Origin of the sequence: Rhizobium brockwellii (genome assembly GCF_000769405.2) — a bacterium.
Taxonomy (GTDB): domain Bacteria; phylum Pseudomonadota; class Alphaproteobacteria; order Rhizobiales; family Rhizobiaceae; genus Rhizobium; species Rhizobium brockwellii.
Window position 1 is genome coordinate 4562398 of the sequence record NZ_CP053439.1, and the last position, 16632, is coordinate 4579029.

At 60.8% G+C, this 16632-nt stretch carries 13 protein-coding genes, 1 tRNA gene and 1 pseudogene; 10 read left to right on the forward strand and 5 right to left on the reverse strand.

What is annotated here, in order from left to right; genetic code table 11:
• Window positions 1-38: 38 nt before the first annotated feature.
• Together RLCC275e_RS22225 and RLCC275e_RS22230 are read right to left on the reverse strand one after the other, a co-directional pair.
• Entirely contained in the window at window positions 39-1520 is a 1482-nt protein-coding gene (locus RLCC275e_RS22225) for an NAD-dependent succinate-semialdehyde dehydrogenase (protein WP_033181064.1), read from the reverse strand.
• A gap of 66 nt (window positions 1521-1586) precedes the next feature.
• Window positions 1587-2867 (reverse strand): 4-aminobutyrate--2-oxoglutarate transaminase, encoded by a 1281-nt coding sequence (locus tag RLCC275e_RS22230; RefSeq protein ID WP_033181065.1) that lies wholly within the window; start codon window positions 2865-2867, stop codon window positions 1587-1589.
• Between the two features lie 168 nt (window positions 2868-3035).
• On the opposite strand from RLCC275e_RS22230, the gene RLCC275e_RS22235 reads away from it, so the two are divergent.
• The 3 genes from RLCC275e_RS22235 to RLCC275e_RS22245 all read left to right on the forward strand — a co-directional run bounded on the left by RLCC275e_RS22235 (window position 3036) and on the right by RLCC275e_RS22245 (window position 6516).
• Window positions 3036-3845, forward strand: a complete 810-nt coding sequence (locus RLCC275e_RS22235) for a MerR family transcriptional regulator (RefSeq protein ID WP_033181066.1) — start codon at window positions 3036-3038, stop codon at window positions 3843-3845.
• Between the two features lie 254 nt (window positions 3846-4099).
• Window positions 4100-4726 carry a ribonuclease D gene (locus RLCC275e_RS22240; protein WP_033181067.1) on the forward strand — a complete coding sequence of 209 codons (627 nt, stop codon included), beginning with the start codon at window positions 4100-4102 and terminating at the stop codon, window positions 4724-4726.
• A gap of 230 nt (window positions 4727-4956) precedes the next feature.
• A complete protein-coding gene (locus RLCC275e_RS22245; RefSeq protein ID WP_033181068.1) occupies window positions 4957-6516 on the forward strand; it encodes a hypothetical protein in 1560 nt (519 codons plus the stop codon).
• A gap of 76 nt (window positions 6517-6592) precedes the next feature.
• On the opposite strand, the gene rpsA is transcribed toward RLCC275e_RS22245, so the two are convergent.
• From rpsA to aroA, 3 genes are all read right to left on the reverse strand, one after another.
• Window positions 6593-8296, reverse strand: coding sequence for a 30S ribosomal protein S1 (rpsA, locus tag RLCC275e_RS22250; RefSeq protein ID WP_003544285.1), 1704 nt, complete (start codon window positions 8294-8296; stop codon window positions 6593-6595).
• A gap of 176 nt (window positions 8297-8472) precedes the next feature.
• On the reverse strand, window positions 8473-9120 hold the full coding sequence (gene cmk / locus RLCC275e_RS22255; RefSeq protein ID WP_033181069.1) for a (d)CMP kinase: 648 nt from the start codon (window positions 9118-9120) through the stop codon (window positions 8473-8475).
• A gap of 69 nt (window positions 9121-9189) precedes the next feature.
• A complete protein-coding gene (gene aroA / locus RLCC275e_RS22260) occupies window positions 9190-10548 on the reverse strand; it encodes a 3-phosphoshikimate 1-carboxyvinyltransferase (RefSeq protein WP_033181070.1) in 1359 nt (452 codons plus the stop codon).
• A 276-nt stretch (window positions 10549-10824) separates the two neighbouring features.
• Between aroA and RLCC275e_RS22265 the strand changes: the two genes are divergently transcribed.
• The 7 genes and pseudogenes from RLCC275e_RS22265 to cysE all read left to right on the forward strand — a co-directional run bounded on the left by RLCC275e_RS22265 (window position 10825) and on the right by cysE (window position 16596).
• Window positions 10825-11208: a TIGR02300 family protein gene (locus tag RLCC275e_RS22265; protein ID WP_017966434.1), complete on the forward strand. Its 384-nt coding sequence runs from the start codon at window positions 10825-10827 to the stop codon at window positions 11206-11208.
• A gap of 150 nt (window positions 11209-11358) precedes the next feature.
• A tRNA-Ala gene (locus RLCC275e_RS22270) sits at window positions 11359-11434 on the forward strand.
• Between the two features lie 119 nt (window positions 11435-11553).
• A pseudogene (locus RLCC275e_RS22275) lies at window positions 11554-11792 on the forward strand (GIY-YIG nuclease family protein).
• A 568-nt stretch (window positions 11793-12360) separates the two neighbouring features.
• On the forward strand, window positions 12361-13290 hold the full coding sequence (locus RLCC275e_RS22280) for a TauD/TfdA dioxygenase family protein (protein WP_033181072.1): 930 nt from the start codon (window positions 12361-12363) through the stop codon (window positions 13288-13290).
• Window positions 13291-13536: 246 nt separating this feature from the next.
• The gene (gene curA, locus RLCC275e_RS22285) at window positions 13537-14565 is read left to right on the forward strand and encodes an NADPH-dependent curcumin/dihydrocurcumin reductase (RefSeq protein WP_033181073.1); all 1029 of its coding nucleotides are present in this window, start codon (window positions 13537-13539) and stop codon (window positions 14563-14565) included.
• A gap of 161 nt (window positions 14566-14726) precedes the next feature.
• Window positions 14727-15680: a sulfonate ABC transporter substrate-binding protein gene (locus tag RLCC275e_RS22290; protein ID WP_082229747.1), complete on the forward strand. Its 954-nt coding sequence runs from the start codon at window positions 14727-14729 to the stop codon at window positions 15678-15680.
• A 67-nt stretch (window positions 15681-15747) separates the two neighbouring features.
• Entirely contained in the window at window positions 15748-16596 is an 849-nt protein-coding gene (cysE, locus tag RLCC275e_RS22295; RefSeq protein WP_033181075.1) for a serine O-acetyltransferase, read from the forward strand.
• The last annotated feature ends 36 nt before the right edge of the window (window positions 16597-16632 follow it).

Below are 16632 nucleotides of genomic sequence, written 5' to 3' on the forward strand. Positions count from 1 at the left end.
GGCGCAATGCCGCGTGCCCGTCTCGCTAGGATGATCAATTAGACGCCGCCGATGCAGAGATATTTCATTTCCAGATAGTCGTCGGCGCCGTGCCGCGAGCCTTCGCGGCCAAGGCCGGATTGCTTGATACCGCCGAAGGGCGCCGTCTCGGATGACATGAGGCCGGTATTGATGCCGATCATGCCGTATTCCAGCGCTTCCGCCACCCGCCAGACCTTCTTCAGATCGCCGGCGTAGAAATAGGCTGCGAGGCCGAACTCCGTGTCGTTGGCTTGGTTGATGACGTCCTCGACCGTCTCGAAGCGAAAGAGCGGCGCCACCGGCCCGAAGGTCTCCTCGCGCGCCACCTTCATGCCGCGCGCAACGCCTGTCAGCACCGTCGGCGTGAAGAAGGTGCCGGCGCCGTCGATGCGCTTGCCGCCGGTCAGCACCTTGGCGCCCTTGGCAAGCGCGTCGCTGACATGGTCCTCCACCTTGGCAAGGCCTTGCTCGTCGATAAGCGGCCCGATGACGACACCCGGCTTGAAGCCGTCGCCGACCGACATCTCGGCGACCTTGGCGGCAAGCTTGGCGGCGAAGGCGTCATAGACGTTCGACTGGACGTAGAGGCGGTTGGCACAGACGCAGGTCTGGCCGGCATTGCGGTATTTGGAGGCGATAGCACCCTCGACGGCAGCGTCGAGATCGGCATCGTCGAAGACGATGAAGGGGGCGTTGCCGCCGAGCTCAAGGCTCACCTTCTTGATCTGGTCGGCGCACTGCCGCATCAGGATGCGGCCGACCTCCGTCGAGCCGGTGAAGCTGATCTTGCGCACCTTTTCGTTGCCGCAGAGCTCGCGGCCGATTGCCGGGCCGTCGACCCCGACGATGACGTTGAAGACGCCGGCCGGAATGCCGGCCTGCTCGGCGAGTACGGCAAGTGCGATCGCCGTCAGCGGCGTCTGTTCGGCGGGCTTCGAGACCACCGTGCAGCCGACGGCAAGCGCCGGAGCGATCTTGCGGGTGATCATCGCCGCCGGGAAATTCCACGGCGTGATCGTGCCGACGACGCCGACCGGCTGCCTGATGACGATCATCCGTTTATCATCGGAAGGCGCGGGGATCGTCTCGCCGTAGATGCGCTTGGCTTCTTCCGCATACCATTCGATATAGGCCGCGGCGTAAAGGATCTCGCCGCGCGCTTCCGGGAACGGCTTGCCCATTTCGGCGGTCAGGATCGCCGCGAGTTCGTCGGCGTTGGCGACCATTAGGTCGAACCATTTGCGCAGGATCGCGCTGCGCTCCTTGGCCGGGCGGGCCGCCCAACCCGGCTGGGCTGCATGAGCCGCATCGATCGCCGTCCGCGTCTCGGCCGCGCCCATATCGGGCAGCGAGGCGAGCAGCTCGCCGGTCGCCGGGTTCAGCACGTCGAAAGTCCGAGTGGCATCTCCTGATGTCCAGACCCCGTCGATATAGCCGGCATCGCGCAGCAGGGGCGAGGAGAAGGGAACGTGCTTGGTCAGTGCGGTGGTGAAAGCCATGTCATATCCTCCTTGGGAGTGCGGCCGCCGGTTGCCGGCGGCCATTGAAATCCGGTTCCGGTGCGCTTAACTGCCCGCGCTCGCCTGCAGCATCGAGGCTTCGAGAATATCGAGGGCTTCGCCGAGGACCTCGTCCTGGATGGTAATCGGCGCGAGGAAGCGGATGACGTTTCCGTGGACGCCGCAGGTGAGCAGGATCAGGCCCTTGTCGAGCGCGATCAGCCGCACCCGGTTGGCGAATTCCGCGCTCGGCAGTCCGGTCGTCCGGTCGTTGAATTCGACGGCATTCATGAAGCCCGGCCCGCGGATATCGACGATCTCGGGCACCGTCTCGCGCAACGATTCGAGCCGCTGCTTCAGCCGTCCGCCAAGCTGGTTGGCCCGGTTGCAGAGATCCTCATCGACAATGACGTCGAGCACGGCATGGGCGGCTGCGATACCGAGCGGATTGCCGCCATAGGTGCCGCCGAGCCCGCCCGGTCCCGGCGCATCCATGATTTCGGCGCGGCCGGTGACGGCGGCGAGCGGAAAGCCGCCGGCCAGGCTCTTTGCCATCGTCGTCAGGTCGGGCGCCACCTCGTGATGATCCATCGCGAACATCCTGCCGGTGCGGGCAAAACCGGTCTGCACCTCGTCGGCAATCAGCAGGATGCCGTGTTGGTCGCAGAGCTCGCGCAGCGCCTTCATGAAGGCGACGGGTGCGGAGTAGAAGCCACCTTCCCCCTGTACCGGCTCGATGATGATGGCGGCGACGCGTTGCGGATCAACATCGGCGGCGAAGAGCTTTTTCAGTGCCGCCAGCGACTGATCGGCGGTGACGCCGTGCAGCTCGACCGGGAAGGGAATATGGAACACGTCGCCAGGCATGGCGCCGAAGCCGACCTTGTAGGGCACGACCTTGCCGGTCAGCGCCATGCCCATGAAGGTGCGGCCATGGAAGCCGCCGCCAAAGGCGATGACGGCCGAGCGGCCGGTGGCGGCACGCGCGATCTTGACGGCGTTCTCAACCGCTTCGGCGCCCGTCGTGACGAAGATCGTCTTCTTCTCGAAATCACCAGGCAGCAGCGCGTTCAGCCGTTCGGCAAGGTGTACGTAGCTCTCATAGGGAACCACTTGATGGCAGGTATGGGTGAAGCGGTCGAGCTGGTCCTTGACCGCTGCGATGACCCGAGGATGGCGGTGGCCGGTATTGAGAACGGCGATGCCGGCGGCGAAATCGATGTAACGGCGGCCCTCCTTGTCCCAGATCTCGGCATTCTCTGCGCGATCCGCATAAATCTGGGTCGTCATGCCGACGCCGCGTGAAATAGCGGCGTTCTTCCGGTCCGTAAGGCTTATCGCGTTCATCGATGGCTCCTCCGCTGAAAAGGGTTGAAAACTATCTTGTATATTTTCTGCAAGATGCATACAAAACACCTACATTTTTCCTGCAAGAAAACAAGCGGCATTTTTTGCTTCAAACATCACGTTTTTTGATGAAAGCTTTAGGGCGATTGGAATCAGGGATATTGGCGTATGAACGATAACGGGCGTGTGCGCTACAAGGTGGCGGAAGCCGCGCGGCTGGCGGGCGTGTCGGCCTCGACGCTGCGCCTCTGGGAAAGCCAGGGCTTGGTGGTTCCCGGCCGTTCGGAAACCGGCCATCGGCAATACAGCGCCGACGATGTGGCGCGGCTAAAGCGCATTTCCTGGTATCGTGTCGAGCGGGGCCTTAATCCCGCAGCAATTCGCGAGGCGCTGGAGAGCGAGGAGCCTTCCGCCGATGGCGCCGAGGCAAGCCAGGACTCCGGCCTCGGCCGCAAGCTGCGCAGCCTGCGCCATGCGAGCGGCAAGACGCTCGATCAGGTGGCCGGCGACATCGGCGTCACCTCGTCGACGCTCTCGACGCTGGAGCGCACCTCACAGGGCGTCAGTTTCAAGACGCTGCATGATCTTGCCGAATATTACGGCACCACCGTCTCCCGCCTTTCCGGCGAAGAAAGTGGGGACGTGCCGGTGCTGGTGCGCGCCGGCGAATGGCGCAAGTGGCCGGAAACAACGCCGGGTGTCACGGTGCAGCTCCTTGCCGAAGGCCGCAGGATGATGGACTGCCATCGTTTCGTGCTGGCGCCGGGCGCTGCCAGCGAAGGCGCCTATCGCCACGAGGGCGAGGAATTCATGCATGTTCTGTCCGGCCGGCTCGAACTGGTGCTCGACGGCGATCAGTTCTTCGATCTCGGGCCTGGCGATTCACTCTATTTCGAAAGCCGCCGCGACCATTCCTGGCGCAACCGCCATGATGGCGAAACCGTGCTTCTCTGGATCAATACGCCGCCGACATTCTGAACGGCTAACACGATGCGGAGACTAAAAGAGGGAGAGCGTCCTTTGTGCGTCCAAGAGGAAGCACGGCGCTCCAGCGGCAGGAAAGCGGTTTCGCATTCTGCGGCTTTGCGCTATAGCGCTGCTGCATAATTCCTGAAATCGGAATCGATTTAAGGATAAAATTATGCAGCCATTCAAAGTGCTACAGTGTCCTTTGCGGCTCTCGAAAAGGCGCGCGGCGCTGTAGGGGATGCATTCGAACGAAAGATAGTCTCATGGCGGCGACCATACGTTATCACGAAGCCGATATTTCCGCGGCCGATGCCGCTCGCTACACCGGCGCGATTGCAATCGACACCGAAACGCTCGGCCTGGTGCCGCGCCGCGATCGGCTCTGCGTCGTCCAGCTTTCGCCGGGTGACGGCACCGCCGATATCATCCGGATCGCCGCCGGTCAGAAAGAGGCGCCCAATCTCATCGCCCTGCTCGAAGACCCCACCCATCAGAAGATCTTTCATTACGGCCGCTTCGATATTGCCGTGCTCTTCCATACCTTCGGTGTCACGACGACCCGGGTTTTCTGCACCAAGATCGCCTCGCGCCTGATCCGCACTTATACGGATCGCCACGGCCTCAAGGATAATCTCAAGGAGATGCTCGACGTCGACGTCTCCAAGGCCCAGCAATCTTCCGATTGGGCGGCCGAGACGCTGTCTCCGGCCCAGCTCGAATATGCCGCCTCCGACGTGCTTTATCTGCATGCGTTGCGCGATAAGCTGACGGAACGGCTGATCCGCGACGGCCGCTACGATCATGCGACGGCCTGCTTCGAATTCCTGCCGACCCGCGCCAAGCTCGACCTGCTCGGCTGGGAAGATGCCGATATCTTCGCTCATAGCTGAGCGAATTGCCTTCATTCTGCGCTTGTTAATAGCCGCGCGGCAGGCTTGCCCGCGGCCGTTAGCGATTCATTAACGCCTGTTTATTAATATTCCTGTTAATTTTTATGCATTCGATGACGCCGGAACTGCGTCATGCGGACAGGAGGATCTGCTGGGATGCAAGGGGACCGGATGAGCGCGGTCCTTTTCTAGAGCCTGCTTTCATCGTCACTTTACGAAAGGAGCATGCCATGTTGACTCCCGTTCGTGCAGCGTCCAATGCAAGCTTTTCGTCCCAGGGTCAGACAGCGGCGATCGTCGCCAGTGGTCTCGGCCAATCGGTGGTTGCCCCCGCGCCTGTCAACGCCGTCGAAGCCGCCGACCTCAATTCCGCCATTGCCGGCAAGCTCAATATTCTGCTTCTTGCGGCGCGCGAACGCATGGTCGAAGCCCTTTTCGATGTCATCGACGCGGCAGGCCACTCGCTCTCGCTGGATCGTGGCGAGGACGAGAGCAATCTTGCCTTCGCCTCCCGGCTGGCCGATGCCATCCGGCGGCTGCCAACGGCCAGGATCGATGAGGTCGAGCGCCAGCTCACCGAGCAGGGGCATAGCGTGCCGCTCCGGACGATCGCCGAGGCTCTGAAGAACCCGGCAGGCCCTGAAGCCGCTCGCATCGTCGCCTATCTGGAAATCGTCCGCTACAAGGATCGCGACCTCGCCGCCCGCGCCGTCGTCCGCTCCTATGGCCAGAACGATGCATCGCCGATGCGCGCCGAAGCTCGCCCCGAGATCCGGCTGCCCGAGATAAAACTGCATGAGGACAGCCTGCCTGCCGCCATGCGTCAGCCGGCAGATACGGCGTCCGCGTCAGCCGATTCGCTGATCGAGGCCGCAGCTCTGGCGACCACCGAGGAAGCGGTCATCGCCGAAGCCGTGGAAGCTGCCGATCCGGAAGCGCTGAAGGCTGAGAATCGGGCTCAATCCGTCCCGGCTATGGCAAGGGAGATCGCCCCGGAAATATCTGCGTCGCAGGAGATCGAAGCCGGGCAACCGTTGCCGACGGAAGCCGCAGCGGCCGACGATACGCAGGAAACGCCGGAGCCACCTGCCATCCAAACCAGCGCGATGTCGGAAAAGGTTGATCCTGTCATTCCCAGGAACTGGGCAGGAATTGTCGCCTCCATGACCGAAGAAGTCTCCGAGATGATCGCCACCATCATCCGCGAGCAGGACATCGAAACCGTGCTGGAGGATGTTCCCGTGGAGGCGGCAGTGGAGATCGACACCATCCTCGACGACGCCGTCATCAGCGATGCGACCGAGACCTTGACCAGGCAGCCGGTCGAATTCACGGCACCCGATCCCCGCCAATCAGCAGCACTCCGCCCACCGCAGATGGATGAGGCCGCGGCGGTGGCAGCCCGTCAGCCGAAAGAAATCTCCGCGCAACCGCAGATGATGCCGATACCCGGGACGGCCGAGGCTTCCTATCTGCCGCTGGCGGCAAGGATGCCGGAGGGATTTCCCTATAACCAGCTGCCCTACCAATTCGCCAAGGATACGCCGTCGAACGAAAAGGCGGGCGAAACGCACCACCAGCATCAGCACCAGCGCGACGATGGGTCCGAGGATCAGCAACAGGCACAGTCCGGTGGCGAGGATGCCGAGGCCGACGCTGAAGAAACGGCCGCCGCACCCGAGCGCAGGACGCCGAGGATGATTGATGCCGAACCGTCGGCCTATCAGCCAGGTCGCCCGGACGATGACCCGGTCTACGCGCTCTATCAGCGCATGGTCGGTTGGGAATAACATTTTCATCGCCTGAAAATGAAGAACCCGCCGGATCGCTCCGGCGGGTTCTTCAATTCAAAGGTGGATGCGAGGCTTATTCGCCGCCGCGGTTCTTCAGGGCTGCGCCCAGGATGTCGCCGAGCGAAGCGCCGCTGTCGGACGAACCGAACTGGGCAACGGCTTCCTTCTCTTCCGCAATCTCCAGAGCCTTGATGGACAGCATGATCTTGCGGTCCTTCTTGGAGAAGTTGGTGACGCGGGCGTCGAAGACCTGGCCGACCGAGAAGCGCTCAGGGCGCTGCTCGTCGCGGTCGCGAGCGAGATCGGCGCGACGGATGAAGGAAGTGATGTCTTCGTGGTTGACGAGCTTCACTTCGACACCGCCGTCGTTGACCGCGATGACTTCGCAGGAAACGACTGCATTCTTGCGCAGGTCGCCGGAAGCAGCGGCGTCGCCGACTGCATCCTTGCCGAGCTGCTTGATGCCGAGCGAGATGCGTTCCTTCTCGACATCGACGTCGAGAACGACGGCCTTGACGACGTCACCCTTGTTGAACTCTTCGATGACCTGTTCGCCCGGACGGTTCCAGTCGAGGTCGGAGAGGTGCACCATGCCGTCGACATCGCCGTCGAGACCGATGAACAGGCCGAATTCGGTCTTGTTCTTGACTTCGCCTTCGACTTCAGTGCCGGCCGGATGGCTGCGGGCGAATGCTGCCCACGGGTTTTCCAGCGTCTGCTTGAGGCCGAGCGAAATACGGCGCTTCGACGGGTCGACTTCGAGAACGACGACTTCGACTTCCTGGCTCGTGGACAGGATCTTGCCGGGGTGAACGTTCTTCTTGGTCCAGGACATTTCCGAGATGTGGATCAGGCCTTCGATGCCCGGCTCCAGCTCGACGAATGCACCGTAGTCGGTGATGTTCGTGACGGTACCGGAAATCTTCTTGCCTTCCGGATACTTGGCCTGGATCCCATCCCACGGATCGCTCTCGAGCTGCTTCATGCCGAGCGAGATACGGTGGGTTTCCTGGTTGATGCGGATGATCTGAACCTTGACCTGCTGGCCGATGTTCAGGATTTCCGACGGATGGTTCACACGGCGCCATGCCATGTCGGTGACGTGCAGCAGGCCGTCGATGCCGCCGAGGTCAACGAACGCACCGTAATCGGTGATGTTCTTGACGACGCCGTCAACAACCTGGCCTTCTTCGAGGTTCTGAACGATTTCAGAACGCTGCTCGGCACGGGATTCTTCCAGAACCGTACGGCGCGAAACCACGATGTTGCCGCGGCGCTTGTCCATCTTGAGGATTTCGAAGGGCTGCGGATTGTGCATCAGCGGGGTTACGTCGCGGATCGGGCGAATATCGACCTGAGAACGCGGCAGGAAGGCGATCGCACCGTCGAGGTCGACCGTGAAGCCGCCCTTGACCTGGTTGAAGATCACGCCTTCGACGCGCTCGCCAGCTTCGAACTTGGCTTCGAGCTTGACCCAGCTTTCTTCGCGGCGAGCCTTCTCGCGCGACAGAACGGCTTCGCCAAGCGCGTTTTCGATGCGCTCGACATAAACTTCGACTTCGTCGCCGACCTTCAACAGGCCGTCCTTGGCGCGCGCGCCGAATTCCTTGAGCGCGATGCGGCCTTCAACCTTCAGGCCGACGTCGACAACGGCGACGTCCTTCTCGATGCCCGTGACGATGCCCTTGGTGACATAGCCTTCGGCCAAGTCGTTCTTGGCAAAGGACTCTTCGAGAAGAGCCGCGAAATCCTCGCGGGAGGGGGTAGCTACTGACATAAAATCTCCTGCGTGTCCTGAAACGGAAGCGGACACGTATGCGCCGGTTGGTTTGCGTTGAACGGGCCTGAACCCAGTCCGCCCTCTTTTATGAAGGCAATCCGGCGCTTGGACGGAATTTCAGGCTTGCTGTATTAGAAGCGATCCATGCTCAGAGCACGCAAAATCGCTTGAATTTAGGCATTTCGGCTCAAGACCGCATCGATGATCGATTGAGCAGCTTGAAACGCGGCCTCTATACTCATTTCCGACGTATCAAGCAAGTGCGCATCATCAGCTGGTTTCAAAGGGCTGTCAGCCCGTCCCATGTCGCGTTCGTCGCGCCGCTTGACGTCCTCGAAGATCGCATCGAAATCCGCCGCAGTACCCTTGCCGAGGATCTCTTCATAACGGCGTCTTGCGCGGACTTCCGGCGACGCCGTTACATAGAATTTCACCGCCGCTTCCGGACAGACGACCGTGCCGATATCGCGCCCGTCGAGCACGGTTCCCGGCGCTTTCGTCGAAAACCGCCGTTGCGCTTCGACCAGAGCCCGGCGCACCGCCGGCATGACGGCAATCTTCGAGGCGGCTTCGCCGATCTCATGTTTGGAAAGTATATCGCGATCCAATCCAGCGAGTTCAACCTCTCTTGCGATCTTTCCCGCCACCGCCTCGTCGTTGAGTGGCAGGCCGGCATCGAGCAGCGCCTTGGCCGTGGCGCGATAGGTCAACCCGGTATCCAGATGATGGAAGCCGTAGCGCTCTGCGATGAGGCGCGAGAGCGTGCCCTTGCCGGCTGCTGCCGGGCCATCGATGGCGATGGTGAAGGTCTCGTTCGTCATGTGATCAATCCTGCGACAGCGCGCCGAAACGGCAAATGAGTTTGGCTTCGGGGAATGGTGGCTGGCACATCATTCCGGCACCGCCTCGATCTTTGCGCCAAGGCCGGTCATCAGCTGCATGAATTCGGGAAAACTGGTCGCGATCATCGCCGCGTCGTCGATCGTGACAGGATGCTCCGAGGCAAGCCCCATGACAAGGAAGCTCATGGCGATGCGATGGTCGAGATGTGTGCTGACCCTGCCGCCGGCAGCATTGCCGAGGCCCTTGCCGTCTGGCCTGCCGCGCACGACGAGAAAATCCTCGCCCTCGTCGCAATCCACACCATTGAGTTTCAGCCCGTCGGCGACGGCGGAAAGGCGATCGGACTCCTTGACACGCAGTTCCTCCAGCCCCTTCATGACCGTCGTGCCCTCGGCGAAACAGGCGGCGACGGCGAGAATAGGATATTCATCGATCATCGACGGCGCGCGATCTTCGGGGACGGTCACGCCCCTCAGTTCGGAATGGCGCACGCGCAGATCCGCCACGTCCTCGCCGCCGGCAAGACGCGCATTCAGCACCTCGATATTGGCCCCCATCTCCTGCAGCGTCAGGATCAGCCCGGTGCGGGTCGGGTTCATCAGCACGTTGACGATAGTGATGTCGGAGCCGGGGACAAGCAGCGCCGCAACCAGCGGGAAGGCGGTGGAGGAAGGATCGCCCGGAACATCGATCATCTGGCCCGTCAGCCTGCCGCGCCCTTCGAGCCGGATTGTGCGCACACCCTCGCTATCCGTCTCGACGGAAAGGGAAGCACCAAAACCCTGCAGCATCTTTTCGGTATGGTCGCGCGTCATCACCGGCTCGATGACCGTGGTGACTCCAGGCGTATTGAGGCCGGCAAGCAGCACGGCCGATTTCACCTGGGCGGAGGCCATCGGCACGCGATAGCGGATCGGGCTCGGCGTTCCCGGACCTTTGAGCGTCACCGGCAGCCTGTCGCCCTCGGAGGCGCTGATCTGCACGCCCATTTCTCGCAGTGGAGCGAGCACGCGGCCCATCGGCCGTTTCGAAAGCGAGGCGTCGCCGATGAAGGTGGAGCGAAAGTCATAGGTGCCGACGAGGCCCATAGTCAGCCGCACGCCGGTGCCGGCATTGCCGAAATCGAGCGGCGCGTCAGGCGCAAGCAGCGCGCCGTTGCCGGTGCCCTCGATCACCCATTGCGCGCCTTCTTTGCGAATCCTGGCGCCCATCGCCTGCATCGCCCGGCCGGTATTGATCACGTCCTCACCTTCGAGCAGGCCGGTGATCCGGGTTTCGCCGGAAGCAAGCCCGCCGAACATGAAGGAACGATGCGAGATCGATTTGTCGCCCGGAATACGGACGCTGCCCGTAAGACCGGCGGATTTGCGGGCGGTGGCGGGCTTTGACGCGGAGCCGTTCAGCATGACGCAATCCTTTGCAAACGCAGTCTATTTTCGCCGCAAGACGGGCTTGGCCGGGCGCAATTCCCGTCCGCTTCTGCAGCTGTTGCGGCTCGTTAACATAAACGCACCGGGCGGTCATCTGTCGGCTTGCCAAAAACCCCGCGCTCCGATCGCAAAGTTTGGCTTTGACATGGGAAGCCACAGCGATTAAGGGGACCGGCTTATAAATTCCGATGGAACGCCGGCTTGGTCGGCATTTGCCGAATCTCGCATTCGGTCATTCACACGAGGCTTATAGTGGCGAAAGCGGAACTTGGAACCAAGCGTACCGATCCGGAAACCGGCAAGAAGTTTTATGATCTGAACCGGGATCCGATCGTCTCTCCTTATACCGGCAAGTCCTACCCTCTGTCCTTCTTCGAAGAAACCTCGGCGATCGCCGAAGTTGCCGAGGAAGACGAGGTCGCGGAAGTCGATACTGAAAACACCGAAGTCGAACTGGTTTCGCTGGAAGATGCCGATGACGCCGCCGGCGGCGACGACATCCCCGATATCGGCGATGACGATGTCGAAATCGAAGGCGATGACGACGACGATACCTTCCTCACACCCGACGAAGATGACGATGATGACGACATGAGCGATATCATCGGCGTGACCGGCGACGAAGACGAAGTCTGAGACCGCATTTCGGCCCGGCGAGGAAAAAATTCTCCGGGCCGCATTTTTTTAGGCTTGCTATCTCCGGAATCCGGAAGTAATAAGCCGCCACTCCGCAGGGCACGCCTTGAGGAACATCCCAGGACCGGCCCCGAGCCGGACCACCTTGATGGGGCTATAGCTCAGCTGGGAGAGCGCTTGCATGGCATGCAAGAGGTCAGCGGTTCGATCCCGCTTAGCTCCACCAGCCTACGCTCTTCGAGCTTCGGCTCGGCAAGCCGGCAGGCTTGACGGGACGAGGAGAGAAGGAAGCGGAGGCTGCCGCGCCGAAGTTGCGAAGCAACGTAGGCGGGCTATGATCCTTCCATGAAGTACGTCTACATTCTCCAGAGTATTGAATTTCCGGATCGCTATTATGTTGGCGTGACGAGTGACCTGAAGTTGCGCGTGGCAAAACACAACGCCGGCGAGGTGTCTCACACCTCGAAATACCTGCCATGGTCGCTCAAGACTTATCTTGCTTTCTCCGATGAAGCGCAGGCCTTTGCTTTGAGAAATATCTGAAGTCTGCTTCGGGCAGAGCATTCGCAAAGAAAAGACTCTAACCACCCCACCTCAACTCCGGCAGGCTGCCCACAGCCCGCCGGCGCCTTGCACCTCAGATCTCGACGACTTCTGCTGACCGGCGATTTCATCTCCTTCATGACAGGCAACACGACGCGGCCGCACTGGCCTTGAGTGGAATGATTGGGAGAAGTCAAAAAGAGGCGAGGACTATCAAGGCCTGCTCGGTGGATCGGACAGCGAATTGGTCAAAAACTTGGACGAGATCGGCAAGGACTATTCATCGCGCGTCGCAAAAAACAGCCGAACGCAAGGGCTGGAACCGCGATGAATGAGGGCCCGCACGAGGCATCCGCGCGCCAGCCGCTTGGCGATGGAAAGATGCATCGCTGAAAGCCTCAAGTGAGAATTCACCGGCAAGAAGAAAATATCGAAGGCGGCTGTTTCGGGCAAACAGCCAAAATTAGAATATTTTGTCTATTGATTTGATAGATTATAGCGTTCCATAGCCCTGTCGATTTCAACAATGAGATTTTCGAACGCCCGGCGGATGCGTCGTTGGGCGCATGTGACTTGCCGTCTTCTTCCAAGATCAGCCAGGAGATATCCATGAGCAATCCAGTTCTCGTCAATCAGATCATTCCCGAGTCCGATGTCGTGCCGCTGACCGGCCGCGTCGGAGCCGAAATCAGGGGTATTCGCCTCGGCGGAGACCTTTCGGACGCGACGGTCGCAGCCATCAACCAGCTTCTCCTGAAACACAAGGTCATCTTCTTCCGCGACCAGGACCATCTTGACGATCCAGAACAGGAATCCTTCGCACGCCGCCTGGGCGGCCTTGTGCCTCATCCAACCCAAGGCCCGGTGGCCGGCACGGCTTCCATCCTCAATCTCGATTCCAGCCGCGGCGGCGGCAGGGCGGACCAGTGGCACACCGATGTCACCTTCGTGGATGCCTATCCAAAATTCTCGGTCCTTCGCGGTGTCGTCATTCCGGCGGCCGGAGGTGATACGATCTGGTCCAACACCCATGCCGCATACGAAAGTCTGCCAGCATCGCTCAAACTGCTGGCAGACAATTTGTGGGCCATTCACAGCAATGCCTATGACTACGCAGCGGTGCGCCCTCGCGCCACCGCTGAAGAGAGGAAGCATTTCGAGGAAGTTTTCACGTCGACCATCTACGAGACCGAGCATCCAGTCGTGCGTGTCCATCCCGAAACCGGCGAAAGATCGCTGCTGCTCGGCAATTTCGTTCAGCGCCTTGTCGGCTTGTCGAAGAGTGACTCCGCAAAACTCTACGAGGTGTTCCAGTCCTACGTTACCGCCCCGGAAAATACCGTGCGTTGGCACTGGAGAGCCGGCGACGTCGCGATCTGGGATAATCGCGCGACCCAGCACTACGCTGTCAACGACTACGGCGACCAGCACCGGGTCGTGCGCCGCGCCACCGTTGACGGCGACGTCCCCATCAGCGTCGACGGCCGCCGCAGCGTAACCCACGTCAAGGCCGCCAAGCCGAAAGCAAAGGCCGCGTGAGCGCGGCCGGACTAGGAACAACCATAAAGCTTGATATAGCGCGGCGCTTTCCGCGCTACTCGATCGGCGAACGCGCGTCAGAGAGGGCGAACTGAGCGCGGTCACATTTCCAGGCATGCTGGTTGTGAACAGACGCCCGCGACACGGCGACAAGGGGGTGCACCGGTACGGCCCAGATGGCGAGCGCTCGGTTTGCTTGAAGCAAATTCCTGATACACCAAGGAAAAGTCCGAAGGGAGCACACCCATGGCTAGTCAACCCGTTACCACCCGCATCGTCCTTGCATCGCGCCCATCCGGAAAGCCGGTGGCTGCGAATTTCCGGCTCGAGCGGGAGACGGTTCGGGATCTCGCCGAGGGCGAGGTTCTTCTCAAGACGCTTTATCTTTCCCTTGACCCCTACATGCGGGGCCGCATGGACGACGCCAAGTCCTATGCCAAGCCGGTCGAAATCGGCGGTGTGATGGAAGGGGGCACGGTTGCGCAGGTCGCGCGCAGCCGCAACACGGCGTTCGAGGCGGGGGATATCGTCCTCTCGCATTCCGGCTGGCAGAGCTATGCGATTTCCGATGGTACGGGCTTGCAGAAGCTCGATCCGGAAACCGCACCGATCACGACAGCGCTCGGCATTCTTGGAATGCCCGGCTTCACGGCTTATGCCGGACTTCGCAATATCGGCAAACCCAAAGCCGGCGAAACACTTGTGGTCGCTGCAGCGAGCGGCGCGGTTGGCTCGGCAGTTGGGCAGATGGCAAAGATTTACGGTGCGCGTGTTGTCGGAATCGCAGGCGGGTCCAAGAAATGTGACCACTTACGCCAAGAGCTCGGCTTCGATGTCGCGATAGACCATTATGCGAGCGATTTTCCGGCACAACTCGCAGCCGCTTGTCCGAACGGAATCGATGTCTACTTCGAGAATGTTGGTGGCCAAGTCTGGAGCGCGGTGTTTCCATTGCTGAACGACTTCGCACGCATACCGGTCTGTGGTCTCATCGCGCATTACAACGAAACCTCCTCTGTCTCGAGCGGACGTGATCGGCTTCCTGCTGTGATGCGTGCCATCCTGCGGAAAAGCCTCACCATACGAGGCTTCATACAGCGCGAATTTGCCGACCAGCGTCCCGACTTCTCCCATCAGGCCGGAGCGTGGATCTCCGAAGGGCGGCTCAAGTACAAGGAAGATATCGTTGACGGACTTGAAAACGCTCCCGAGGCTTTCCTTGGCCTTCTGGAAGGGAAAAATTTCGGAAAGCTGATCGTGCGCGTCGCGCCCTGAACACAGCCTTGGCGTTATCGATTTCCCGGCGCAGTTCTTTTTGCTCACGGTCGGAGCAGAACAAAAAAGCGAATCCCGAAGAAGCGGACGCCGGAGCACGTATATTCTATGAAAAATATAGAGACGCTTTAATTTGGTCTCGTCTTATTCCGGAGGGTATGATGAAGATCACAAGGCGAGCTTTTACTGCAGTGGTGGCAGGTGCCATCGCGACACCTTTGACCCATGTTCGGCTGGCCGGCGCCGCTGACAAGGTCGTGCGTATCGGCTACCAGAAATATGGAACGCTGGTGCTTCTCAAGGGCAAAGGCACGCTGGAGAAGAAACTGGAACCCATCGGCTATACCGTTGAATGGACCGAGTTTCCGGGAGGTCCCCAGCTGCTCGAGGCCCTGAACGCCGGCGCTGTCGATTTCGGATCGACCGGCGAAACGCCGCCGATCTTCGCCCAGGCCGCAAATGCTCCGCTTGTCTATATCGCACACGAGCCGCCCGCCCCGCGCGGCGAAGCTATACTTGTCCCGAAGGACAGCCCCATAAAGTCCGTCGTGGAGCTGAAAGGCAAGAAGGTCGCCTTCAACAAGGGCTCGAACGTGCATTACCTGCTCGTCAAGGCGCTCGAAGAAGCCGGCTTGACCTATGAGGACGTCGAATCATCCTTCCTCGCTCCGGCCGACGGCCGCGCAGCCTTCGAAAAGGGCGCGGTGGATGCTTGGGTCATCTGGGATCCCTTCCAGGCCGCGGCGGAAGTCGCGGTCGAAGCGCGAGAACTCAGAAACGGCGAAGGCATCGTTCCCAATCATCAGTTCTATCTCGGCACCAAGTCGCTGGTCGACGGTCACGCCGAGGCGATCGATGTCTTGATCGACGCCATTTCCGAGATCGACGAATGGACCAAGTCCGACACCGCGGCTGCGGCTGCGGAGCTCTCACCATCGGTCGGCATCCCCGAACCTGTCCTCGTCAAGGCGCTCGAGCGCCAGTCCTATGGGGTCAAGAGCCTGGACGACACCGTCGTCGCGCAGCAGCAGAATATCGCCGACACCTTTTTCAAACTCAAGCTCATTCCCAAGGAGGTGACGATTGCCGACGTTGTCCGCAAGGGCAAGGCGTAGTGCTCCTCTCCCCACCTACGTCTGCATGCCGGGATGTCGCGACGTCCGCCTGCAGAAGGAAGCTAGCATGACGGTTCCACTGGTCAGCTTGAGCAATCTGTCGACGGAGCCGTCCCCCTCGCCTCAGGTCGCCGCGATATGGGAGGCTCTTTGCGCGGAGGCTGTCAATGCTTCGGCCAAGGATGCAGCGCTCACACGCGCCATGAATTCCGCAGTGCTTTATCATGCGAGTTTCGCCCAAGCGCTCGCTCAGCGGGTCGCGATCAAACTGGCCAATCACGACCTCGACCATGAAGAGCTACTGGCGGTGATTGCCCAGGCGTTCGTCGGTAATCGCAATATTGTCGCCGATGCCGCCGCCGACCTGACCGCGATCAAGGAACGCGATCCATCCAACACGGAAATCCTGACGCCATTCCTGTATTTCAAAGGCTTTGTGGCGTTGCAGGGACAACGGGTCGCCCACTGGCTTTGGCATCATGACCGCCTCCATTTGGCGCGCCACATCCAGAGCCGAATTTCTGAAGTTTTCGGCGTCGACATTCATCCCGCCGCAAGGATGGGCAGGAGCATCATGCTCGATCATGGAAGCGGCCTGGTCATCGGCGAGACTGCGGTCGTCGAAGACGACGTCTCCATCCTCCAGAATGTTACATTGGGAGGGACGGGCAAGGATACCGGCGACCGGCACCCTAAGGTACGGCGCGGCGCTCTTATCGGAGCGGGGGCAAAGATTCTCGGCAATATCGAAATTGGCGTCGGCGCCAAGGTGGGTGCAGGCAGCGTGGTCATCAATACTGTTGCAGCCTACACATCGGTCGCCGGCATTCCGGCGAGGCAGGTGGGCAAGCGCCACTTCAACCTCCCGGGCATCACGATGGACCAGACCTTGTCTGAACCGGAGTATACGATCTAAGGCCTGGGGTAGGCTTGTCTGGGCAAGGTTGGCGTG

Excerpts from the sequence above, each read along its gene's own strand:
- RLCC275e_RS22225 (WP_033181064.1), bottom strand. The coding sequence starts at position 1,520 with ATGGCTTTCACCACCGCACTGACCAAGCACGTTCCCTTCTCCTCGCCC.
- RLCC275e_RS22280 (WP_033181072.1), top strand. The coding sequence starts at position 12,361 with ATGAGCAATCCAGTTCTCGTCAATCAGATCATTCCCGAGTCCGATGTC.
- RLCC275e_RS22245 (WP_033181068.1), top strand. The coding sequence starts at position 4,957 with ATGTTGACTCCCGTTCGTGCAGCGTCCAATGCAAGCTTTTCGTCCCAG.
- RLCC275e_RS22230 (WP_033181065.1), bottom strand. The coding sequence starts at position 2,867 with ATGAACGCGATAAGCCTTACGGACCGGAAGAACGCCGCTATTTCACGC.
- RLCC275e_RS22240 (WP_033181067.1), top strand. The coding sequence starts at position 4,100 with ATGGCGGCGACCATACGTTATCACGAAGCCGATATTTCCGCGGCCGAT.
- cmk (WP_033181069.1), bottom strand. The coding sequence starts at position 9,120 with ATGACGAACGAGACCTTCACCATCGCCATCGATGGCCCGGCAGCAGCC.
- curA (WP_033181073.1), top strand. The coding sequence starts at position 13,537 with ATGGCTAGTCAACCCGTTACCACCCGCATCGTCCTTGCATCGCGCCCA.
- cysE (WP_033181075.1), top strand. The coding sequence starts at position 15,748 with ATGACGGTTCCACTGGTCAGCTTGAGCAATCTGTCGACGGAGCCGTCC.
- aroA (WP_033181070.1), bottom strand. The coding sequence starts at position 10,548 with ATGCTGAACGGCTCCGCGTCAAAGCCCGCCACCGCCCGCAAATCCGCC.
- rpsA (WP_003544285.1), bottom strand. The coding sequence starts at position 8,296 with ATGTCAGTAGCTACCCCCTCCCGCGAGGATTTCGCGGCTCTTCTCGAA.
- RLCC275e_RS22235 (WP_033181066.1), top strand. The coding sequence starts at position 3,036 with ATGAACGATAACGGGCGTGTGCGCTACAAGGTGGCGGAAGCCGCGCGG.
- RLCC275e_RS22290 (WP_082229747.1), top strand. The coding sequence starts at position 14,727 with ATGAAGATCACAAGGCGAGCTTTTACTGCAGTGGTGGCAGGTGCCATC.